General features: G+C 64.1%; 23 protein-coding genes. 10 read left to right on the top strand and 13 right to left on the bottom strand.

The window, feature by feature from the left end; translation table 11 throughout:
- The first annotated feature begins 215 nt into the window (after positions 1–215).
- Positions 216–2387, top strand: a complete 2172-nt coding sequence (selD, locus tag ACGYK4_RS11965; RefSeq protein ID WP_394456706.1) for a selenide, water dikinase SelD — start codon at positions 216–218, stop codon at positions 2385–2387.
- Here selD and mnmH read toward each other — a convergent pair.
- The 7 genes from mnmH to ACGYK4_RS12000 form a co-directional block, all read right to left on the bottom strand.
- Positions 2371–3426 (bottom strand): tRNA 2-selenouridine(34) synthase MnmH, encoded by a 1056-nt coding sequence (gene mnmH, locus ACGYK4_RS11970; RefSeq protein WP_394456708.1) that lies wholly within the window; start codon positions 3424–3426, stop codon positions 2371–2373. The two genes, selD and mnmH, sit on opposite strands and share 17 nt — an antisense overlap.
- Before the next feature lie 52 nt (positions 3427–3478).
- On the bottom strand, positions 3479–3829 hold the full coding sequence (locus ACGYK4_RS11975) for a RidA family protein (protein WP_394411089.1): 351 nt from the start codon (positions 3827–3829) through the stop codon (positions 3479–3481).
- Positions 3830–3900: 71 nt separating this feature from the next.
- Positions 3901–4287, bottom strand: coding sequence for a rhodanese-like domain-containing protein (locus ACGYK4_RS11980; RefSeq protein WP_067265622.1), 387 nt, complete (start codon positions 4285–4287; stop codon positions 3901–3903).
- A gap of 11 nt (positions 4288–4298) precedes the next feature.
- Positions 4299–5477, bottom strand: a complete 1179-nt coding sequence (locus ACGYK4_RS11985; protein WP_394456710.1) for a lytic murein transglycosylase — start codon at positions 5475–5477, stop codon at positions 4299–4301.
- Positions 5478–5490: 13 nt separating this feature from the next.
- Positions 5491–6399 (bottom strand): adenosylcobinamide-phosphate synthase CbiB, encoded by a 909-nt coding sequence (cbiB, locus tag ACGYK4_RS11990; protein ID WP_394456712.1) that lies wholly within the window; start codon positions 6397–6399, stop codon positions 5491–5493.
- The gene (gene cobD / locus ACGYK4_RS11995) at positions 6396–7349 is read right to left on the bottom strand and encodes a threonine-phosphate decarboxylase CobD (protein WP_394456714.1); all 954 of its coding nucleotides are present in this window, start codon (positions 7347–7349) and stop codon (positions 6396–6398) included. Before cobD ends, cbiB begins: the two co-directional genes overlap by 4 nt.
- 80 nt (positions 7350–7429) lie before the next feature.
- Positions 7430–8404: a glutathione S-transferase family protein gene (locus ACGYK4_RS12000; RefSeq protein ID WP_394456716.1), complete on the bottom strand. Its 975-nt coding sequence runs from the start codon at positions 8402–8404 to the stop codon at positions 7430–7432.
- 173 nt (positions 8405–8577) lie between these two features.
- Between ACGYK4_RS12000 and ACGYK4_RS12005 the strand changes: the two genes are divergently transcribed.
- The gene (locus ACGYK4_RS12005) at positions 8578–8934 is read left to right on the top strand and encodes a hypothetical protein (protein ID WP_168613431.1); all 357 of its coding nucleotides are present in this window, start codon (positions 8578–8580) and stop codon (positions 8932–8934) included.
- Positions 8935–8973: 39 nt separating this feature from the next.
- Here ACGYK4_RS12005 and ACGYK4_RS12010 read toward each other — a convergent pair whose 3' ends face one another.
- Positions 8974–10143, bottom strand: a complete 1170-nt coding sequence (locus ACGYK4_RS12010) for a MalY/PatB family protein (RefSeq protein WP_394456718.1) — start codon at positions 10141–10143, stop codon at positions 8974–8976.
- A gap of 96 nt (positions 10144–10239) precedes the next feature.
- Here ACGYK4_RS12010 and def (ACGYK4_RS12015) point away from each other — a divergent pair, with 96 nt between their 5' ends.
- From def (ACGYK4_RS12015) to fmt, 4 genes are read left to right on the top strand one after another with little or no spacing between them, the layout of a single operon-like run.
- On the top strand, positions 10240–10758 hold the full coding sequence (def, locus tag ACGYK4_RS12015; RefSeq protein WP_271692495.1) for a peptide deformylase: 519 nt from the start codon (positions 10240–10242) through the stop codon (positions 10756–10758).
- On the top strand, positions 10755–11252 hold the full coding sequence (gene def, locus ACGYK4_RS12020; RefSeq protein ID WP_394429517.1) for a peptide deformylase: 498 nt from the start codon (positions 10755–10757) through the stop codon (positions 11250–11252). Before def (ACGYK4_RS12015) ends, def (ACGYK4_RS12020) begins: the two co-directional genes overlap by 4 nt.
- A complete protein-coding gene (gene def / locus ACGYK4_RS12025) occupies positions 11249–11746 on the top strand; it encodes a peptide deformylase (protein WP_394429515.1) in 498 nt (165 codons plus the stop codon). The genes def (ACGYK4_RS12020) and def (ACGYK4_RS12025) overlap by 4 nt, the downstream gene beginning before the upstream one ends.
- A gap of 38 nt (positions 11747–11784) precedes the next feature.
- Positions 11785–12693 (top strand): methionyl-tRNA formyltransferase, encoded by a 909-nt coding sequence (gene fmt, locus ACGYK4_RS12030; RefSeq protein WP_394429513.1) that lies wholly within the window; start codon positions 11785–11787, stop codon positions 12691–12693.
- A 10-nt stretch (positions 12694–12703) separates the two neighbouring features.
- Here fmt and ACGYK4_RS12035 read toward each other — a convergent pair whose 3' ends face one another.
- The 5 genes from ACGYK4_RS12035 to ACGYK4_RS12055 all read right to left on the bottom strand — a co-directional run bounded on the left by ACGYK4_RS12035 (position 12704) and on the right by ACGYK4_RS12055 (position 16391).
- On the bottom strand, positions 12704–13327 hold the full coding sequence (locus tag ACGYK4_RS12035; protein WP_394429511.1) for a trimeric intracellular cation channel family protein: 624 nt from the start codon (positions 13325–13327) through the stop codon (positions 12704–12706).
- Positions 13324–13788 (bottom strand): ribonuclease HI, encoded by a 465-nt coding sequence (gene rnhA, locus ACGYK4_RS12040; RefSeq protein WP_271692491.1) that lies wholly within the window; start codon positions 13786–13788, stop codon positions 13324–13326. The genes ACGYK4_RS12035 and rnhA overlap by 4 nt, the downstream gene beginning before the upstream one ends.
- 54 nt (positions 13789–13842) lie before the next feature.
- Positions 13843–14793 carry a 4-hydroxy-3-methylbut-2-enyl diphosphate reductase gene (gene ispH, locus ACGYK4_RS12045; protein ID WP_394456720.1) on the bottom strand — a complete coding sequence of 317 codons (951 nt, stop codon included), beginning with the start codon at positions 14791–14793 and terminating at the stop codon, positions 13843–13845.
- A 60-nt stretch (positions 14794–14853) separates the two neighbouring features.
- Complete coding sequence (locus ACGYK4_RS12050) at positions 14854–15591, bottom strand: LuxR family transcriptional regulator (RefSeq protein ID WP_209216623.1); 738 nt, start codon at positions 15589–15591, stop codon at positions 14854–14856.
- Positions 15592–15842: 251 nt separating this feature from the next.
- A complete protein-coding gene (locus ACGYK4_RS12055) occupies positions 15843–16391 on the bottom strand; it encodes an NYN domain-containing protein (protein ID WP_271692489.1) in 549 nt (182 codons plus the stop codon).
- 144 nt (positions 16392–16535) lie between these two features.
- Between ACGYK4_RS12055 and folK the strand changes: the two genes are divergently transcribed.
- From folK to ACGYK4_RS12075, 4 genes are all read left to right on the top strand, one after another.
- A complete protein-coding gene (gene folK, locus ACGYK4_RS12060; RefSeq protein ID WP_394456830.1) occupies positions 16536–17126 on the top strand; it encodes a 2-amino-4-hydroxy-6-hydroxymethyldihydropteridine diphosphokinase in 591 nt (196 codons plus the stop codon).
- 70 nt (positions 17127–17196) lie between these two features.
- On the top strand, positions 17197–17550 hold the full coding sequence (gene rpoZ / locus ACGYK4_RS12065; RefSeq protein ID WP_067264606.1) for a DNA-directed RNA polymerase subunit omega: 354 nt from the start codon (positions 17197–17199) through the stop codon (positions 17548–17550).
- Between the two features lie 36 nt (positions 17551–17586).
- Positions 17587–19734 carry a RelA/SpoT family protein gene (locus ACGYK4_RS12070; protein WP_394456722.1) on the top strand — a complete coding sequence of 716 codons (2148 nt, stop codon included), beginning with the start codon at positions 17587–17589 and terminating at the stop codon, positions 19732–19734.
- Positions 19735–19771: 37 nt separating this feature from the next.
- The gene (locus ACGYK4_RS12075; RefSeq protein WP_067264597.1) at positions 19772–20428 is read left to right on the top strand and encodes a DUF2062 domain-containing protein; all 657 of its coding nucleotides are present in this window, start codon (positions 19772–19774) and stop codon (positions 20426–20428) included.
- Positions 20429–20448 lie beyond the last annotated feature (20 nt).

Below are 20448 nucleotides of genomic sequence, written 5' to 3' on the forward strand. Positions count from 1 at the left end.
CCGTCGGTAGAGGGTCGGGGATGGAATGTACATGGGGGTTTTGTGGCGAATTGTCACCCTTTTTACCGGTTTGGCGGCTTTCGGGGCCCGAATGGGCGGGGAAGCGCCATTTCCGCTCTGATCCGGCCCGCTCACATCTCGGTCAGGCCGATGGCGCGGGCGGGTGGCTTGGGGTAGCTATAAGCCAAAGCGGAAAGAGAGAGTGAGGCAATCTGGTGCAAAGCGATCTGCCCCTGACGCGGGATCTGGTGCTGGTGGGGGGCGGGCACGCCCATGCGCTGGTGCTGCGCAAATGGGGGATGGACCCGCTGCCCGGTGCGCGGTTGACCGTCATCAACCCCGGCCCCACCGCGCCCTATACCGGCATGCTGCCCGGTCATATCGCCGGGCATTACGACCGCGATGCATTGGAGATCGATCTGATGCGCCTTTGCCGTCACGCCGGGGCGCGGTTGATCCTTGGGGCGGCGACGGGGATCGACCGCGCGGCCCGGGAGATCACGGTCGAAGGGCGGGGGGCCGTGGCCTATGACGTGGCGTCAATCGACATAGGCATCACGGCCAAGATGGACCTGCCGGGATTTGCCGAACACGCGGTCGGGGCCAAGCCGCTCGATCTCTATGCCGCGCGTTGGCGGGAGTTTCTCGCGGCGGTCAAGGCCGGGGAGCAGCCGCCCGAGGTGGCGGTGATCGGCGGCGGTGTGGCGGGCTGCGAGCTTGCCATGGCGATGGCTTTTGCCCTGCGCGACGCGGGGGGGCAGCCTGCGGTGACGGTGGTGGAACATGGGCCGCAGCTTTCCGGCATGGCCCCCCGGACCGAGGCGATGGTGCGGCGGCAGATGGCAGAGCTTGGGGTGACCGTGGCGCTTGAGGCCGAGGTCACGCAGATCACCGACCGGCAGGTGCTCTTGGCGGATGGCGCGCCGATCCCCGCGGCGCTTTGCGTGGGGGCGGCGGGGGCGGTGCCGCAGGGCTGGCTTGCCCAGACCGATCTGCCGCTGCACGCGGGGTTCATCCGCGTCGGGGCCGATCTGGGGGTGGTAGATGATGACAGGCTCTTCGCCGTTGGCGATTGCGCCCATATGGAGGCCAGCCCGCGCCCCAAGGCCGGTGTCTTTGCCGTGCGGGCGGCGCCGGTGCTGCACGACAACCTGCGCGCGGCGCTCAGCGGCGGGGCACGGCGGGCGTTCAAACCGCAGCGGCATTATCTCAAGCTGATCTCACTCGGTGGAAAATCTGCCGTGGCGGAGCGGAATGGGCTGGCCCTTGGCGGTGCGCTGCTGTGGCAATGGAAGGACCGGATCGACCGGAAGTTCATGGACGGGCTCGATGACCTGCCCGAGATGAAAACCGATGCGCTGACGGGCCCGGTGGCCTCGGGCGTGCAGGAGGCGCTGGCGGGCAAACCGCTTTGTGGTGGATGCGGGGCCAAGGTGGGCGGCGCGGTGCTGGGCGATCTCTTGGCCGAGGTGCAGCCGCCCGTCTCGGGCGATGTGCTCACCGGGGCGGGCGACGATGCGGCGGTGCTGCGCCGCCCCGGTGGCGGCTTTCAGGTGATGAGCACGGATCATTTGCGCGGCTTCATCGAAGACCCGGCCCTGATGACGCGGGTCGCGGCGGTGCATGCTTTGGGCGACATCTGGGCGATGGGGGCCAAACCGCAGGTGGCGCTGAGTTCGATCATCCTGCCCCGCATGTCGCCCGAATTGCAGGCCCGGACCCTGCGCGAAATCGCGGTGGCCGCGCAGGAGGTGATGGCGGGTGCAGGCGCGCAGATCGTGGGCGGCCATACGACCATGGGCGCGGAACTGACCATCGGCTTTACGGTCACCGGCACCCGCGACGCGATGCCCATCGGCCTCGGTGGCGCGCAGCCGGGCGATGTGCTGATGCTGACCCGGCCCATCGGGTCGGGGGTGATCCTTGCAGGCCATATGGCAGGGACCGCGCCGGGGCGGGTGGTGGCCGAAGCGCTCGGCATCATGGCCACCCCGCAGGCGCGGGCGGCGGAGATTTTGAGCAAGGCCCATGCGATGACGGATGTGACGGGCTTTGGCCTTGCCGGCCATGTGCAAGCGATCTGCCGCGCCTCGGGATTGGCGGCGGAGCTTTGGGCAGAGGCGGTGCCGATTTACCCCGGCGCGCAGACGCTGTCGGATCAGGGGGTGGCCTCTTCTCTGCTGGCAGTCAATCAGGCGGATGCTCCGATTGCGGCGGCAGACCCGGTGAACCCGCTCTTCCACGATCCGCAAACCGCCGGGGGGCTGCTCGCAGCCTTACCGGAGGATGCCGCGAAAGCAGCGCAGGCGCGGTTAAAGGCCGAATGCTTGGCGGGCCATATCATCGGGCGGCTTGAGGCGGGGGTGCCCTCTATCCGCCTGCGGTGAAACGGCTGTGCAGCGCGGCGGCGGTCTCGGCCAATGTGCTGTCATCAAGCCGGTCAAGCGTCAGCCGGGCGCGCGGGGCAGGGTTGCGGCTGGCGGCCTTGGCATAGCGCGGATCGTAGTGTTGGCCGATCAGCCCTTCGGCGAGGCTGGCCCAATCACCCGCGCGGGCTTGGGTCTGCCACTGGGTGATCGTCTCTCCGCTATGATAGGGCCGCAGCTTGTCGATGCGGTTTTCGAGCATGGCGGGGTCGGTGGTCAGGTCATCATAGGCCCGACACAGAAAATCCGCCCGTGCGGCCAAGGGGGCGGCGATCTCAACCCGCGCGGCGTCGCGCATCGCGGCCCAAAGCGCAGGCGGAAGGGTGATGTCGCCGATCTTGCTGCTCTCGGCTTCGACCCATGTCACCTGCGCGGGGTCGAGCGGCAATAGCGCGTGGGCGAGCCGGGATTCGAACATCTTTTGATGCGGCTGCCCGCCGTCCACCGCACCGAAAAGCGAGCCGCGGTGCTGCGCCAGCCCTTCGAGGTCAAGCACCTGCGCGCCTGCCTTGGCCAGATGGTGCAACAGCCGTGTCTTGGCCGTGCCGGTGCCGCCTTCGATCAGCATCAGCCGATGCGGCAGGGGTGTGTCGTAGAGCGCCGCGACCACGAGCCGCCGGTAGCTGCGATAACCGCCGCGCAGAAGTTGCACGCGCCAGCCGACCTGATCGAGGATCGTCGAAAAGGCCCCCGACCGCTGCCCGCCGCGCCAGCAATAGACCAGCGGCTGCCAGCTACCGTCTTTATCCGCCAGTGCCGTTTGCAAATGGTGGCCCGTGTTCTGCGCCACCAGCGCCCCGCCGATCTTGCGCGCGTCAAAGGGGCTTACCTGCTTGTAGATCGTGCCCACTTCGGCGCGCTCCGCGTCCGACAGCACGGGCAGGTTGATGGCACCGGGCAGATGATCCTCGGCAAACTCCATAGGCGCGCGCACGTCGATGATTGTGTCGACGTTGAGCGTGGCGAGGTCCGACAGGGCGGTGAGGGTGCAGGGGGTCATCTGGGGTTCCGGCAAAGCCCCGCGCCCCGTGACAGGGCGCGAGGGCAATGGCTCAGGCTTTGGCGGCAATCACCAGCACTTCGACCAGATACTCCGGCGTGGCCAGTTTGGATTCGCCGCAGGCGCGGGCAGGGGCGTGGCCCTCGGGCACCCATGCGTCCCAGACGGCGTTCATCGCGGCGAAATCGGCCATGTCGGCCAGCCAGATGGTCGATTGCAGGATGCGGGTCTTGTCGCTGCCAACCTCGGCCAGCAGGGCGTCGACCTTATCAAGGCAATCTTGGGTCTGTTGGGCCACATCCGCGCCCGCCGTGCCGACCTGCCCGGCAAGGTAGATCACATCGCCATGCTCGACGATTTGGCTCATGCGGGTGTTGGTGTGGTGGCGTTTGATCTCGGTCATTCTGTCTCTCCTTTGACGTTGCAAAACTTGTGGCAGCTTTACGTGGGGGAGGCCAGATCAAAGCCTACGCTTCAGGACCTCTCGATCGGGCCGCCCGCTTTTTCCCAGCCGCCGAAACCGTCCTTCAGATGGGCCGCGTCAAACCCCATGTCTTGCAGCGTCGCGACGGAAATGGCCGAGCGCCAGCCAGAGGCGCAGTGAAAGACGAACTTCTTGTCTTGGGCAAAGACCTCTTTGAAATAGGGGCTCTCGGGGTCGACCCAGAATTCCAACATGCCGCGTGGGCAGTGGAAGGCACCGGGGATGAACCCGGTGCGTTCGCGTTCGCGGGGGTCACGCAGGTCGACGAATTGCACGTTTTCGTCCTCCAGCATGGCGATGGCCTCAGTGCTGTCGATCTCTTCGATCCGGGCGCGGGCTTCGGCGACCATTTGCGCGGCGGTTTTCTTGAGAGCCATCGGTCTTCTCCTTACAGTTTGTTCAGCAACTCAGGCGTGGGCCAGCCATCGACGGGCATGCCGAGACGTTCCTGCTCGGCCCGCACCGCACCGCGGGTGCCGGAGCCGAGGATGCCATCCACATCGCCCACGTCATAGCCCTTGGCTTGGAGTTTACGTTGCAGCGTTTTCATCGCCTCGCCGCCCAGACCGGGGGCCGGATTGCCCGCGTCATAGACCTGCGCGCCTTCCAGCCGTGTGGCGAAATAGGCGGCGGTCATCACGTAGGTAAAGCTTTGGTTCCACTCGAAATAAACGCGGAAGTTCGGATAGGCGATGAAAGCCGGCCCGCCGCGGCCCTGGGGCAACAGAACAGAGGCGGTCAGCCCCTCGGCCAGCGGCCCGTTGCGGGGGGAGACACCCATCGCCTGCCATTCGCTGACGGGTTTTGTGGTCTCCAGCCCGGTTTGCGACCAGTCGAAATCCTGCGGCAGGGTGACCTCGGCCAACCAAGGCTCGCCCGCGCGCCAGCCGAGGCTTTGCAACATCTTGGCGCCGGACAAGAGCGCATCGGGGGCGGAGGTCTTGAGCGAGACCACGCCGTCGCCGTCGCCATCCACCCCGTTCTCTAGGATGTCGCGCGGCAGCATTTGCACCATGCCGATCTCACCGGCCCAAGCGCCAGTGGTGGTGGCCGGGTCGAACTCACCGCGCTCGAAAAGCTCCAGTGCCGCGAAAAGCTGTGGGCGAAACAGTTCGGGGCGGCGGCAGTCATGGGAGAGGGTCGCCAGCGCATTGGCAGTCTTAAAGCCGCCTTGGAACGCGCCGTAATCCGTCTCGAACGCCCAGAAGGCCAAGAGCACGCCACGGCTGACGCCGTATTCCGCCTCGATCCGGTCGAAGATGGCGTCGTATTTCTCGGCCATGGCGCGGCCCCGGTTGATCCGGTTTTCCGAGATCAGGCGGCGCGAGAATTCGATGAAGGGCTTTTGAAACACCCCTTGGGCCTGATCGGCCCGCAGCACGGCGGGGTCTTGGCGCAGGCCGGCAAAGAAACGCTCGGCCTTGGCGGGGTCCGCGCCGTTCGCCACGGCCTCGGCCTTGGCATCAACGATGAAGCTAGCGAAATTCCCGCCGCATCTGGCTTGCGCATAGGCGCTGGCGGGAAGGGTGAGCGCCGCGAGTGCGGCGGCGAGAAACGTGGGGCGCATGGTTACCTCTTTGTCACAGACAGGCCAGAACTAGGGCGATTGCCCACATCACCAACCATGCCTGCCAGAGGCGGGTGATGGCCGCATCGATCTCCTGAGGTCCGATGACGCGCGCCCCGGCGCCGTGCACCCAAGGAAACTGCTGCACCTGCCCATCATAGCTGCGCGGACCGGCGAGGGCCACACCTATGGCCCGCGCCATGGCGGCTTCCGGCCAACCGGCATTGGGCGAGCGGTGCAGCGCCGCGTCGGCCTTGATGTCGCGCCAGCGGTGCAGCACCCCGCCGGGCAAGGCAATCAGCAGGGCGGTCAGCCGTGCGGGGGCGAGGTTCAGAAGGTCATCCATCCGCGCCGCGGCCCAGCCGAAATCGGCATAGCGTGGGGTGCGGTAGCCGATCATACTGTCGGCGGTATTGACAATTTTATAGACCAGCAGCCCCGGCAGCCCGCCCAGCAGGAACCAAAAGGCAGGGGCGATGATCCCGTCGCTGAGGTTCTCCGCCCCGCTTTCGATGGCGGAGCGGGCGACGGCGTCTGCGGGCATCGCGGCAGTGTCGCGGCTGACGATCATCGCCACGGCGCGGCGCCCTGCGGGAAGCGACTGGCGCAGGCCATCTGCCACGGCGCGCAGGTGCTCAACGAGGGAACGTTGCGCCAGCAGGATGGCGGCGAGGATGATCTCGATGAGGGGGCCAAACAGGCTGAGCGCCCAGCCGAGCAGCGCGGCCCCGATCATCAGCGCCAGCAGCAGTGCCACCCCCTTGGCGCGGCGGGCTTGGCCGCGGTTCAACCGACGATCCCCCCAGCCGATCAGCCGCCCCATCAGCACCGCCGGATGCGGCAGGCGACGCCAGAGCCAATCCGGCTCACCAAGTGCTGCATCCAGCAGCATGGCCAGCGCGAGGATCGTCGCCGTGCTCATGCCAGCGCCTGCTCCAACCGCGCCCAACCTATCGAGGGCGGCAGGCCAAGGCGCAGCCAGCGCGGATTGTAGGGGAAGACGCGGCTCCAGATCTGGTGCCAGGCGAGGCGGGTTTGCCAAGCCTGCGCGTCCTCGACCTCATAGAGCCGGAAAAGCGGTGTGCCGCCGACGATTTCTGCGCCCGCCGCGGTCATCAGCCCATCGAGACGCGCGGCCTCGGCCCCCAGCCGCGCCCGCGTGGCCTCGGCCCATGGTTCATCCCGCAGCGCCGCTGCGCCGATATGCAGCGCGGGGCCACTGACCGGCCATGGCCCAAGCATCTGTTCAAGCCGCGCGACCAAGGCCGGATCGCCGATCACGAACCCCAGCCGCAGCCCGGCCAGCCCCCAGAATTTGCCAAAGCTCTTGAGGATCAGCGTGCCGGGCACCGTGGACTGCACCATCAGGGTGGCGTCGGGCGTGATGTCGCAAAAGCTCTCATCAATGATGCTGAGCGGGGCTGTCGTCTCTGCCATGGGCCACAGGCGCCCGTCGGGGTTGTTGGGATGGACGTGAACGGCGGCTTCGGCCTCGCCCGTCTCGACCACTTGCCAGCCGTTCTCGGCGAAGCTGGCGGCATGTTCATTGTAGGTCGGCCCGGGGATGCGCACGCGGCCTTTCGAGGCCAGCGCCGGGATCCGCGCGATGGCCGAGGAGGCCCCCGGCACGGCGAGGATCGCGGCCCCTTCGGACACTTGCCAAAAGCCGCGGGCGGCGGCCAGCAGCGCGTCTTGCGCCGCGGCGTCGGGGAGGGCAGCCCATGCGCCCGCGGGCAGGGCAGGTATTGGGTAGGGCGCGGGGTTGATCCCGGTGGAAAGGTCGATCCAATCCGACCGCTCTCCGCCGAAACGCGCCGCTGCCGCATCGACACCGCCACCGTGGTCGCGCTGGTCTGGCTTTTGCATGATCATCCCCCTGCCGTCGTCGCTGCGGTGAAAGCGCAAAAGCGCTCCGCGATCAAGCGCCTTCCACGGGGCAGGGGGAGGGGAGGTCAGCCGCGCCCGTGCGGCGCGTCGAAGTCCAGCACCGGGTTGATCGGGATGATCCGATGCGGGTTAATCGTGTCGTGGCTGTAGTGGTAGTGCCGCACGATATGGTCGAAGTTCACCGTCTCGGCCACGCCCGGCACCTGATAGAGCTCGCGCGCATAGGCCCACATGTTCGGGTAATCGACGATCCGGTGGCGGTTACATTTAAAGTGCAGATGATAGACCTTGTCGAAGCGTACCAGCGTGGTGAAGAGCCGCCAGTCGGCTTCGGTCATCTGCGCGCCCGCAAGGTAGCGGTTCTGCGACAGGATGTCTTCGATCCAATCCAGCGTGTCGAAGAGCGGGTGCACGGCGGCGTCATAGGCCTCTTGCGTGGTGGCGAAGCCTGCTTTGTAGACGCCGTTGTTCAGCGTGTCATAGACGCGGGCGTTCACCTCTTCGATGCGGTCGTGCAGGGGGGCGGGGTAATAGTCATCACTGTTGCCGGTGATCGCGTCGAAGGCGCTGTTGAACATGCGGATGATCTCGGCGCTCTCATTGCTGACGATGGTCTCGCGCTCTTTGTCCCAAAGGATCGGCACGGTGACGCGGCCCGTGAAATTGGGATCGGCGCGGGTGTAGATGTCGCGGGCATAGGGCAGGCCGAAAAGCGTGTCGCCCGTGGCACCGGGGAAATCCGTGTCAAAGGTCCAGCCCTCGCCCAGCATGTCGGGATGCACGACAGAGACACCGATGTGATCCTCAAGCCCCTTCAACTGGCGGAAGATCAGCGCGCGATGCGCCCATGGGCAGGCATAGCTGACGTAGAGGTGGTAGCGCCCCGATTCTGCCTTGAACCCGCCTTCGCCGCTTGGTCCGGCGCTGCCATTGGCGGTCACCCAGTTGCGAAACTTGGCCTCGCTGCGCTCAAATTTGCCGCCCGAGGATTTGGTGTCATACCATTTGTCTTGCCATTTACCGTCGACCAATAGGCCCATCTTGTTCTCCTTTCCGCGTTTGAGGGTATATCTAGGGCAGGGCGCGGGGGCCGCCCATCTTCATAGGCGCGCAGCCGCTCTGCGCTGATGCAGACTGCCCAAACGTCACCAATTCTTAACTTGAATTTTCTACGCTTTCCGCCAGCTTAGAGGCATCAGCGGGGGGATTGCGCATGGAAGAATTTCTGTCGAAAGAAATACAGGCGGGGCTGGATGCCGCGCGTATGGCAAGCCTGCGCAAGGGCGCGCGCCTGCGCCTTGAGGCGGGCGGTGATGTCTACCGCGTACTGCGCATGTGGAAGACCGGTTTCTCCGTCGATGCACAGGATGCGCCGAAGCTGCGCGGGCTGGTCGATCTCTATGACGGCAGCCTGCATCTGTTCCAATGTCTGATCGTGGCGAGCGAGGAAGAAGCGGGCGAGATGCGCTATGAGTTCAAACGCGCCACCGCCGTGGCAGACTGTCCGCCGCTTGACTTCGAACGTCCCACCGATGCGCCGCTGGGTCTGATCGAAGACGGCCGCGCCTGAAAGGGCGGCACGGCGGGGCCGCCCCGCCGCGCCGTTTCGTTACTGTAAATCGCTGAAAGCTTTGGTGAGCCGCTCGCAGGCTTCCTCGACCCGGGCGCGCGGGGTGGCGAGGTTGAAGCGCATGAAGCTTTCGCCCCCCGTGCCAAAGGTGGCGCCGTGGTTGGCAGCGATAGCGGCGCTCTTCTCGACACGGTCCTGAAACTCTGCGGGCTCCATGCCGGTGCCCGAAAAGTCCACCCAAGCCAGATAGGTCGATTCCAGCGGCATCGAGCTTAGCCCCGGAATCGCGTTCACCGCCTCGTCGAAGAGCTGCCGGTTGCCGTCGAGATAGGCGGTCAGCTCATCCACCCAAGCCGCGCCCTCGGGGGAATAGGCGGCGGTTGCCATGATCAGCCCGAAGGAGTTTGCCGAAACGCCCAAGGCCGCCATGCGCCGGGCAAAGCGCTCGCGCAGCTTGGGGTCGTGGATGATGACGTTTCCGGTATGGCCGCCCGCGATGTTGAAGGTCTTTGTCGTGGCGGTCATCATCACCAGTCGGTCTTCGATCCCGTCGATCTGGGCCATGGGGATATGCTTGTGCCCCGGCATCACCAGATCGTGATGGATCTCATCCGAGACCAGCACCAGATCGTGCCGCTTGGCGAAGTCGGCCACGCCTTGCAGTTCTTCACGGCTCCAGACCCGCCCGCCGGGGTTATGCGGCGAGCAGAGGATCACCATCTTCTCATCCCCGGTCATCAGGGCGTCATAGGCGTCGAAATCCATCTCGTAGCGGCCCGAGGCATTGGTCAGCGGGCATTCCACCACCCGACGCTCGGCGGCGTTAATCACGCGGGCAAAGGCGTGATAGACCGGGGTGAACAGCACGACGCCATCGCCGGGCTGGGTAAAGGCGTCGACGCACATGGCGGTGCCGTTCACCAAGCCATGCGTGGTGAAGATCGCCTGCGGATCGACCTTCCAGCCGTGGCGGTTTTCCATCCACCACTGGATCGCGGCGAGGTATTTGCTGTCGTCGCCGAAATACCCGTGCACCCCGTGATCAATCTGGGCCTGAAGCGCGTCCTGCACCACTTGCGGGGGGCGGAAATCCATGTCGGCCACCCACATGGCGATGCCGGTATCCGCGGGCACGCCATAGATCGCTTCCATCTTGTCCCATTTCGCACAATGGGTGCCGCGCCGGTCGATGATGTCGTCAAAGCTCATGCTGGTCTCTCCTGATATTGCGGCCAAGCTAACGGCTGCCGCAGGCGCTGCAAGCCCCCGGTTGCGCGATGCACGGGCATGGCCTAAATGAGCGGGATGAAACGCCCGATCCTTTTGCACCCCGATCCACGGCTCAAGAAAGCCGCAGCCCCCGTCGCCGATCTCAGCGACGAGCTGCGCGTGCTGGGCGATGATATGTTGACCACCATGTATGATGCGCCGGGCATCGGCCTTGCCGCGCCGCAGATCGGCGTGTTGAGCCGGGTGATTGTGCTGGATTGCGTCAAAGAAGAGGGCGAAGCGCCCCGGCCCTTGCTGATGTTCAACCCCGAAATTGTGGCTTCTTCGGACGGGCTCAACACCTATGAAGAAGGCTGTCTCAGCATCCCCGACCAATATGCCGAGGTGACCCGCCCGGCGGAGGTTGAGGTGCGCTGGCTCGACCGCGATGGGAAAGAGCAGCAAGAGGCGTTTGACGGGCTTTGGGCGACCTGCGTTCAGCATGAGATCGACCACCTCGACGGCAAGCTTTTCATCGACTACCTCAAGCCGCTGAAGCGTCAGATGATCACCCGCAAGATGGTCAAGCTCAAGCGCGAGCTGGCGCGCGGATGAGCGTGCTGGAGGTTCTCCGCTGGCCCGACCCGCGACTGGCCGAAATCTGCGTCCCGGTCGAAGAGATCACGCCGGAGATCGAACGCCTTGCCGCCGATATGCTTGAGACGATGTATGCCGCACCGGGGCGTGGCCTTGCCGGGCCGCAGGTGGGCGCAATGCTGCGCATCTTCGTGATGGATGCGGGCTGGAAAGAGGATAAGGCCGACCCGCTGGTCTGCATCAACCCGATGTTTCAAGAGATCGGCGAAGAACGGGTGACCCATACCGAAGGCTGCCTCAGCATCCCCGGCATCAGCACCGACATTTCGCGCCCCGCGCAGGTGCAGATGGTCTGGACCGGTCTGAACGGGGGCCGCTATGTGCAGAGCATGGAAGGCGCCGCGGCGCTGATCGCGCAGCATGAGATGGATCACCTTGACGGTGTGGTGACCTTCGATCACCTCGACGCGGAGACCCGCGCCGCCAAGATTGCGGAGTTCAACGCACAATGACCCTACGCCGCTATCTTCCATGGCCCGACAAACGCCTGCGCAGCCCCGCCGAACCGATTGAGGCGGTGACGGATGAAATCCGCACCCTCTGGGACGACATGATCGAGACGATGGACGCCATGCCCGGCGTCGGCCTTGCCGCGCCGCAGATCGGGGTGATGTTGCAGGTGGCGGTGGTCGATGCCTCGGAAGCGCGCAACAAACGCATTCGGCTGGCGAACCCGGTGATCGTCGATGCCTCTGCCGTGTTGCATCCTTACGAGGAGGCCAGCCCCAATCTGCCCGGTTTCAGCGCCGTGATCCGCCGCCCGCGTGGGGTGAGGGTGCGGTTCCTTGACGAGACGGGAGCCGAGGTGGAGCGTGATTTCGTCGGGCTTGAGGCCGTCAGCGTGCAGCACCAGATCGACCATCTGGCGGGCAAGATGTATTTCGACAACCTCAGCAAAACCAAGCGCGACATGCTGTTGCGCAAGGCGCGCAAACAAAACGGCTGACAGCGCTCTCCAAGGCGCTGTCCGGCAGGAGTGAACAGATGCGACTGATCTTCATGGGCACGCCCGATTTTTCGGTGCCGATCCTCGATGCGCTGGTGCAGGCCGGGCATGACATCGCCGCGGTCTATTGCCAGCCGCCACGCCCAGCCGGGCGCGGCAAGAAACCCCGCCCCAGCCCGGTGCAGCAACGCGCCGAAGCGCTTGGACTGCTGGTGCGCCATCCGGTATCGCTCAAACATCCTGAGCCGCAGGAAGAATTCGCCGCGCTTGAGGCCGATGCGGCGGTGGTCGTGGCCTACGGTCTGATCCTGCCGCAGCCCATTCTCGACGCGCCGAAACATGGCTGTTTGAATATTCACGCCAGCTTGCTGCCGCGTTGGCGCGGGGCGGCGCCCATCCACCGTGCGATCATGGCGGGCGATGAAAAGACCGGCGTGTGCATCATGCAGATGGAAGCGGGGTTGGATACCGGGCCGGTGCTGCTGTGCGAAGAGACCGAGATCGGCGCGGCGGAAACCACGGCGCAGTTGCACGACCGGCTGAGCGCCATGGGCGCGGTTGCGATCAACAAGGCGCTGTCGCAACTGGCCGATCTGACGCCGCAGCCCCAGCCCGAAGAGGGCGTCACCTATGCCGCCAAGATTGACAAGGCCGAAGCGCGCATCGACTGGACCCGCCCCGCGGTTGAGGTGGACCGGCTGATCCGCGGGCTGTCGCCCTTTCCGGGGGCCTGGTTCGAGATTGACGGCCAGCGGGTGAAAGTCCTCGGCTCGGTGCTGGACGAGGGCACCGGCGCGCCGGGTGAGGTGCTGTCGGACGCGCTGCGCATCGCCTGTGGCGAGGGGGCGGTGCGGCTGACGCGGCTACAGCGCGCGGGCAAGGGCGTGCAGGAGGCGGATGTGTTTCAACGCGGTGCGCAGATCGCAGTGGGTGCGCGTCTTAGCTGAGGCCGAGCGTTCAGCTTTTGGGCGGGGTGCTTTTGTAGACCGGCAGGTGCCAGCCAAAATAAAGCGACCCTGCGCGCAGCACCCAAGTCGTCGCGGCGCAGGCCAGCAGCGGGTAGAGCGTGCCATCGAAATAGGGCGCCAGCAGCACGGCGACGCCGGCACCTGAGAGCGCCGCGGTGGCGTAAAGCTCGCCTTGGGTCAGCACCAGCGGCAGCTGCCCCACCACCACATCACGCATCAGCCCGCCCATACAGCCGGTGATCATGCCCATGACGATGATGATTGGCGCGGACTGCTCTTGCGCCATCGCCACACCAACCCCCGCCGCGACCGCGACGGCAAGCGCCAGACTGTCGAGCCAGATCAAGGTACGAAAGCGACTTTCGAGCAGGTGGGCGGTGAAAAACACCACCAAAGCGGCCAGGATGGCCACGCCCAACATGCTGGGGGTCTCGATCCAGAAGATCGGGTTGCGGTCGAGCAGAAGGTCACGGATCGTGCCGCCGCCAACGGCGGTCAGGCAGGCGATAAAGGCAAAGCCCACGATATCAAGCTGCGCCCGGCTGGCGACAAGCGCGCCGGTGATGGCAAAGACCAGCACGGCGGCATAGTCCAGCAGGGCCAGCAGGCTCACTTCTTGCCGCCCGGTTTGAAGGGGGCCATGCCCGCGCGGGCCAGTTCATCGGCGCGCTCGTTCTCGGGGTGGCCGGCGTGGCCCTTGACCCATTTCCACGTCACATTGTGCCGCGCATTCGCGGCGTCCAGCCGTTGCCAAAGCTCGGCATTCTTGACCGGCTTCTTGGCCGCGTTCTTCCAACCGTTCTTTTTCCAGCCGAAGATCCAACCGGTGATGCCGTTTTTGACGTAGTTGCTATCAGTCACCAGCGTGATCTCGGTCGGGCGGCTGAGCGATTCCAAGGCCGAGATCGCGGCCATCAGCTCCATGCGGTTGTTCGTGGTCTGCGCCTCGCCGCCCTTCAACTCGCGTTCCTTGACGATTTTGTCGCCGTCCATCGCGCGCATCAGCACGCCCCAGCCGCCGGGGCCGGGATTGCCCGAACAGGCACCGTCAGTATAGGCGTAGAGGTCAGGCATGGGTATCTCCGGCAGTTTCCAGCGCGGTTTAGGCGGCTGGCGCGCGGCGGTCAATCAGGCGGGTTGGCGCAGAACGCGCGGCACCTTGAATTCCACGTTCTCCTGCGCGGTCTCGACCAGATCGGTGGTCACATCATAGCGCGCTTTGAAAGCGTCGATCACCTCATTGATGAGCACTTCGGGGGCCGATGCGCCGGCCGTGATGCCGATGCTGCCGATGCCCTCTAGCGCGCGCCAGTCGATGTCATCGGCGCGCTGCACCAGTTGCGCATAGGCGCAGCCTGCGCGGGCGCCGACTTCGACCAGCCGTTTTGAGTTCGAGGAATTGGGCGCGCCCACCACCAGCATCGCGTCGCATTTCGGCGCCATGGCTTTGACCGCTTCCTGACGGTTGGTCGTGGCATAGCAGATGTCTTCTTTATGCGGGCCGATGATGGCGGGGAACCGCGCCTGTAGGGCGGCCACGATATCGGCGGTGTCGTCAACGCTGAGCGTGGTCTGAGTGACATAGGCCAAACGCTGTTCATCGCGCACGGTGACCTCGGCCACATCGTCGGGCGTTTCGACGAGCAGCACATCGCCCTCGGGCAGTTGGCCCATGGTGCCGATCGTCTCGGGGTGGCCCGCGTGGCCGATCATGATGATCTGAAGGCCGGCATCCGCGTGCCGCTGCGCCTCGATATGCACTTTGGAGACCAGCGGGCAGGTCGCGTCGACATAGATCATGTTGCGCGCCTGCGCCGCCGAGGGCACGGATTTCGGCACGCCATGGGCGGAAAAGATCACCGGGCGGTCGTCGGGGCATTCGCTCAGTTCCTCGACAAAGACCGCGCCCTTGTCGCGCAGCCCATCGACGACGAATTTATTGTGCACGATCTCATGGCGCACATAGACCGGCGCGCCCCATTTCTCGATCGCCATTTCGACGATCTTGATCGCCCGGTCCACGCCCGCACAGAATCCGCGCGGCGCGGCGAGGTAGAGGGTAAGAGGCGGTTTGGTCATGGCGAAATCTCCGGACGGTTGGCGCAGAGGTAAGGGCTTGGGCCCGCTTCGTCCAGCCCGTCAGTCCGACTTGGGCGCAGGCTCGCCCGCCGTGGCGTGCACCAGCGCGGCGGCCTGCGCCCGGTTGCGGATGCCGAGCTTGCGGTAGCCGGATTTCGCATAGTCCGACACGGTGTGGATAGAGAGGTTGCAGCGGTGCGCGGTCTGCTGCCGGGTGTAGCCATGGGCCAGCAGGTTCACCACTTCGGCTTCGCGCGGGCTGAGTTTGTCGAAAGCCGAAGGATTCTCGGGCAGGGGCAGGGGCGCGGTGCCGGTCAGGTCTTCGATCCGGCGGTGCATCAGCAGGCAGAAGAGGCGCAGATCCTCGGCAATGTCGCTGAAGGCGCGCTCGAACTCTTCGGCCTCCATCCCGTTGCCGACGATGAAGCCGCCAAAGCGTTCGGAGCCCTTCAGCCGCATCGGCACGGCAAAGGCAGCATGCAGACCTTCGCGCCCCGCGCGGGCGATCAGCGAATGCTCGGACGGGGTGACATCGGGGTAGAGGTGTACGAAGGCTTGGCCGATCGTCAGCACATCATAACTGTTGCACGAGTGGTGCAGGAATGGGTCATCCTCGGGCGGGAGGTCATCGTAAAGGTCGGGGATGGTCGACAGAAACTGTGCGTCTTTGAAATCCGCACCCACGCTGATGTGGATGGCATGGGTAAAGCCGGTCTTTCGAAATGTCTTTACGATCCCATCCCAAAGCGCGCTAACATCTTGCAGCTTTTCCAAACGTACAGCGGCATCGAACAGCATCTTCCCTCACTTTTACCCCCCTTTTTCGGGGGGTCGTCTACTTCTACGGGAGCAGGTAGTGTGGGATCAAGGGGAACGCATGGGTTCATGTGCTGTATTGTATCTTCCCTGGGGTATTTTAGAAATTTCACAGGCCAGTGACGCCACAGTCGCTGGCCTGGTATTCGTTCGCCCATCACCCAGACACTGCGCACAATAAGACCGCAGCCGCACGGGGCGGCATGGTTCTGCGCGAAATGGGTCTACTTCGTTCAGTCCTGCGGTGCGAGATCGCGCGGCGGGCGGCCAATGACGTCACGCAGGTCGTCAAGCTCGATAAAGTTGTCGGCTTGGCGCCGCAGATCATCCGAGATCATCGGCGGCTGGCTGCGGATCGTGGAAACGACGGAGACGCGCACGCCTTGGCGTTGCAGGCTTTCCACCAGCGGGCGGAAATCACCATCGCCAGAGAAGATCACGATATGATCGACACGCGGGGCCAGTTCCATCGCATCGACGGCCAGCTCGATGTCCATGTCGCCTTTGACTTTGCGGCGGCCCATGCTGTCGGTGTATTCCTTGGCCGGTTTGGTGACCATGGAAAAGCCGTTGTAGTTCAACCAGTCGACAAGCGGGCGGATCGGCGAATATTCATCGTTTTCCAAAAGCGCGGTATAGTAGAAGGCGCGCAACAGCTTGCCGCGGCGCATGAACTCTTGCCGCAGCAGCTTGTAGTCGATGTCGAAGCCCAGCGTCTTTGCCGCGGCGTAGAGGTTGGAGCCATCTATAAAAAGCGCCAACCGCTCATCTTTGTAGAACATTAAACTATCCTTTCGGCAGGCTTCGCCGTATTCCCGGTTTGAACTGTAATCGCCGCGGATTAATAAATCCGTGACCTCTGGCGATGCCCCCACATCAGGGTGCATAACTAAGGCTTTTTAACGATGTCGCAAGACCCCGAGGGTATGGAATTAAGCAGTAGAGGCCCTATACGAAAGTATAGTCTTCTGGTTGCGCTCGGCGGTAACCTTGCATCTTCTGTGGGTAAACCTCAGGAAACGCTAAAATCGGCTTTAAAGCTATTGCAGACGTCCGGCGCGGTGATTCGCGCCACAAGTGCATTCTATCACACTCCGGCCTTTCCCGCAGGGGCGGGGCCAAACTATGTGAATGCCGCCGCCTGGCTTGAAGCACCGTGGGATCCGCAGACCGCGCTTGGCGTCTTGCATCGGATCGAGGCGCAGATGGGCCGTGAGCGGGTGCAACGCTGGGGGCAGCGGACCTTGGATTTGGATCTTTTGGCCTGTGATGATATCGTATTACCAGACCGCCAGACCCACAATATATGGCGCGAGTTGCCTTTGGAGGCACAGATCGGCCGCACGCCGGATCAATTGATCCTGCCGCATCCCCGGCTACAGGACCGCGCCTTCGTCTTGGTGCCGCTGGCCGATGTGGCCCCAGATTGGGTGCATCCGCTGATCGGAAAGCCGGTGCGCGCCCTGCTCGAAGCGCTGCCTGAGCGGGATCGTGCCGAGGTGCGGCGGCTGCAATAACGGCTTGTAAATCTGCCCGAGGCGGCTTAAATACGGCACTTCTGGCAGCAAATGAGATATTGGAGGCTTCATGGCCCGCGTCACCGTCGAAGATTGTGTTGATAAGGTTCCGAACCGTTTCGAACTCGTCATGCTGGCCGCACATCGTGCCCGCGAGATCTCTGCCGGATCGCAGTTGACCGTTGACCGTGACAACGACAAGAACCCCGTCGTGTCCTTGCGTGAAATCGCCGAAGAGACACAGTCGGCCGATGATCTGCGCGAGCGTCTGATCGAAAGCAACCAGAGCCAGATCGAAGTCGACGAGCCCGAAGAAGACGCCATGGCGCTTTTGATGGGTGCCGAAGAGGACAAGCCCGAAGAAGACAGCATGTCCGAAGAAATGTTGCTGCGCCAGTTGATGGCCGCACAGGGGCAGGGCTAACCCCCGCGCCCCGGCCGGGGCTATGAGGCAGATGGCATGAACAGCGCCGACATCACTGCCGACGACCTGATCGCTCTCGTTCAAGGCTACAATCCGCGTACCAACGAACCCCTGATCCGCGCCGCTTTCGACTATGGGGCGCGGATGCATGAGGGGCAGTTTCGCCATTCCGGTGAGCCCTATTTCACCCATCCCGTCGCTGTCGCTGCGATCCTCACGGAACAGCAGCTTGACGATGCGACGATCATCACCGCCCTTCTGCACGACACGATCGAAGACACCAAAGCGTCTTATGCCGAGGTGCAAAGCCTCTTTGGCGGCGAGGTGGCGGAATTGGTCGATGGTGTTACCAAGCTGACCAACCTTCAGCTAAACTCGACCGAGACCAAACAGGCCGAGAATTTCCGCAAGCTTTTCATGGCGATGTCCAAGGACTTGCGCGTCATCCTCGTCAAGCTCGCCGACCGTCTGCACAACATGCGCACGATCAAATCCATGCGCCCGGACAAGCAGATCAAAAAGGCCCGTGAGACGATGGACATCTACGCGCCGCTGGCGGGCCGCATGGGCATGCAGTGGATGCGCGAAGAGCTTGAAGACCTCGCCTTTCGGGTGCTCAACCCCGAGGCGCGCGCCTCGATCATTCGCCGCTTTATCACCCTGCGTGACACCGGCGATGTGATCCAGCGCATCACCGGCGATATGCGGGTGGAGTTGGAAAAGGCAGATATCGAAGCCGAAGTCTTTGGCCGGGCTAAGAAACCCTATTCGATCTGGCGCAAGATGGAGGAGAAGGAGCAAAGCTTCTCCCGCCTGTCCGACATCTACGGCTTCCGCGTGATCACCGCGTCCGAGGAGGATTGCTATCGCACGCTCGGCGCGATCCACCGGCGCTGGCGCGCGGTGCCGGGGCGGTTCAAGGATTACATCAGCCAGCCCAAGACCAACGGTTACCGGTCGATCCACACAACCGTCTCGGGCCGTGACGGCAAGCGGGTGGAGGTGCAGATCCGTACCCGCCAGATGCATGACGTGGCCGAGACCGGCGTCGCCGCCCATTGGTCCTACCGCGACGGTGTGCGCAGCCGGAACCCCTTTGCCGTCGATCCCGCCAAGTGGATCAGCCAGCTGACCGAACAGTTCGACGCCGAGACCGATCACGAGGATTTCCTCGAAGCGGTGAAGCTTGAGATGTACGCCGATCAGGTCTTCTGCTTCACACCCAAAGGCGATGTGGTGAAACTGCCGCGCGGGGCTACGCCGATTGATTTCGCCTATGCGATCCATACCCGCATCGGCAACGCCTGTGTGGGGGCCAAGGTCGACGGGATGCGGGTGCCGCTGTGGACCCGGATCAAGAACGGCCAGTCGATTGAGATCACCACCGCGCAGGGCCAGACGCCGCAGGTGACATGGCTCGACATTGCCACCACGGGTAAAGCCAAGTCGGCGATCCGGCGCTCCCTGCGTGAGGTTGACCGCGAACGCTTTATCAAACTGGGCCGTGAATTGGCCCGCTCGGCCTTTGCGCAGGTTGGTAAGAAGGCCACCGACAAGGTGCTGCATACCGTGGCCAAGAACATGCGGTTGAATGGCCCCGATGAGGTGCTCGCCCGGCTTGGCAGTTCGGAGCTCACGGGCCGCGAAGTGGTGGAATGCGTCTATCCCGACCTTGCCCCGCAAAAGGGCGAACAGATCGACGTGCGCCGCGCGGTCGTGGGGCTAGAGCCGGGACAGAGCTTTGACCGCGCGCCCTGCTGTACCCCGCTGCCCGGTGAGCGAATCGTCGGCATCACCTTCCGGGGCAAGGGCGTGACTGTCCATGCGATCGACTGTGACCGCCTCTCGGAATACGAAGACCAACCCGAACGCTGGCTCGATCTGCGTTGGCATGACGGCAGCCATCCGGCGGTCTATACCTGCGCGCTGGACATCACCATCGGCAATGGCGCGGGCGTTCTGGGGCGGGTCTGCACCTTGATCGGCGAAGCCTCGGCCAATATTTCGGATCTGGAGTTTGTGGAGCGCAAGCCTGACTTTTACCGGCTGGTGGTCTATGTGGATCTCCGAGACGTGAGTCACCTGCATTCGCTGATGTCCACGCTCGAAGCCGAGAGTGAGGTCGCCGATGTCAGCAGGCACCGCAATATGAGCATGGGAAAGACCGTCGAAAAGACCACCTGACCCTGCGCAGACGAAACGCCGATACTGGACCTGAGACTTGATTTTCAAACGCCGCGATCCGAAACCGACCCTGCGCGCGCTGGCCGAGTTTCTGTGGCCGCGCGGTGGTTGGACGCGCGCGTTTCACTATGTCAAACACCGGATGCGGCGGCTGCCCGACAGCCCCGAGCGCATCGCGCGCGGCATTTGGGCCGGGGTCTTTACCACCTTTACGCCCTTCTATGGTCTGCATTTCATCGTGGCCGCGCTGATCGGGCGGGTGATGCGGGCCAATATCCTTGCTGCGCTGATGGCGACCTTCTTTGGCAATCCGCTGACTTATGTGCCCATCGGCATCGCGGCCCTGCAAACCGGGCATTGGATCCTCGGCGCGCCCGTGGCGCCGACGGCGCACCGCTCTTTCGGGGGGAAGTTTCTCGATGCCGGGCGCGATCTGAAAGAGAATTTCGTCGCGATCTTTACCGATACCCAGATGGATTGGACCGGGCTGACGGTGTTCTTCCATCAGGTCTTCTACCCCTATCTGATCGGGGGCATCCTGCCTGGGATGATCTGCGCCTCTATCGCCTATTACATCTCGGTCCCGGTGCTGCGCGCCTATCAAAAGCGGCGGCGCGGCATGATCAAAGCCAAGTTCGAGGCGCTCAAACATAAGGCGGCGCAAAAGGCCGACGCCAAGCGCCACGCGGACTGATCTTTTCGCGCCATCAATTT

This window comes from Sulfitobacter sp. 1A13368 (assembly GCF_043557275.1).
GTDB classification, from domain to species: Bacteria; Pseudomonadota; Alphaproteobacteria; order Rhodobacterales; family Rhodobacteraceae; genus Sulfitobacter; species Sulfitobacter faviae.

Bases quoted from the DNA above. Each gene is read 5' to 3' on its own strand.
- mnmH (WP_394456708.1), bottom strand. From the start codon at position 3,426: ATGACCCCCTGCACCCTCACCGCCCTGTCGGACCTCGCCACGCTCAAC.
- ACGYK4_RS11975 (WP_394411089.1), bottom strand. From the start codon at position 3,829: ATGACCGAGATCAAACGCCACCACACCAACACCCGCATGAGCCAAATC.
- ACGYK4_RS11980 (WP_067265622.1), bottom strand. From the start codon at position 4,287: ATGGCTCTCAAGAAAACCGCCGCGCAAATGGTCGCCGAAGCCCGCGCC.
- ACGYK4_RS11985 (WP_394456710.1), bottom strand. From the start codon at position 5,477: ATGCGCCCCACGTTTCTCGCCGCCGCACTCGCGGCGCTCACCCTTCCC.
- cbiB (WP_394456712.1), bottom strand. From the start codon at position 6,399: ATGAGCACGGCGACGATCCTCGCGCTGGCCATGCTGCTGGATGCAGCA.
- cobD (WP_394456714.1), bottom strand. From the start codon at position 7,349: ATGATCATGCAAAAGCCAGACCAGCGCGACCACGGTGGCGGTGTCGAT.
- ACGYK4_RS12000 (WP_394456716.1), bottom strand. From the start codon at position 8,404: ATGGGCCTATTGGTCGACGGTAAATGGCAAGACAAATGGTATGACACC.
- ACGYK4_RS12005 (WP_168613431.1), top strand. From the start codon at position 8,578: ATGGAAGAATTTCTGTCGAAAGAAATACAGGCGGGGCTGGATGCCGCG.
- ACGYK4_RS12010 (WP_394456718.1), bottom strand. From the start codon at position 10,143: ATGAGCTTTGACGACATCATCGACCGGCGCGGCACCCATTGTGCGAAA.
- def (WP_271692495.1), top strand. From the start codon at position 10,240: ATGAAACGCCCGATCCTTTTGCACCCCGATCCACGGCTCAAGAAAGCC.
- def (WP_394429517.1), top strand. From the start codon at position 10,755: ATGAGCGTGCTGGAGGTTCTCCGCTGGCCCGACCCGCGACTGGCCGAA.
- def (WP_394429515.1), top strand. From the start codon at position 11,249: ATGACCCTACGCCGCTATCTTCCATGGCCCGACAAACGCCTGCGCAGC.
- fmt (WP_394429513.1), top strand. From the start codon at position 11,785: ATGCGACTGATCTTCATGGGCACGCCCGATTTTTCGGTGCCGATCCTC.
- rnhA (WP_271692491.1), bottom strand. From the start codon at position 13,788: ATGCCTGACCTCTACGCCTATACTGACGGTGCCTGTTCGGGCAATCCC.
- ispH (WP_394456720.1), bottom strand. From the start codon at position 14,793: ATGACCAAACCGCCTCTTACCCTCTACCTCGCCGCGCCGCGCGGATTC.
- ACGYK4_RS12050 (WP_209216623.1), bottom strand. From the start codon at position 15,591: ATGCTGTTCGATGCCGCTGTACGTTTGGAAAAGCTGCAAGATGTTAGC.
- ACGYK4_RS12055 (WP_271692489.1), bottom strand. From the start codon at position 16,391: ATGTTCTACAAAGATGAGCGGTTGGCGCTTTTTATAGATGGCTCCAAC.
- folK (WP_394456830.1), top strand. From the start codon at position 16,536: ATGGAATTAAGCAGTAGAGGCCCTATACGAAAGTATAGTCTTCTGGTT.
- rpoZ (WP_067264606.1), top strand. From the start codon at position 17,197: ATGGCCCGCGTCACCGTCGAAGATTGTGTTGATAAGGTTCCGAACCGT.
- ACGYK4_RS12070 (WP_394456722.1), top strand. From the start codon at position 17,587: ATGAACAGCGCCGACATCACTGCCGACGACCTGATCGCTCTCGTTCAA.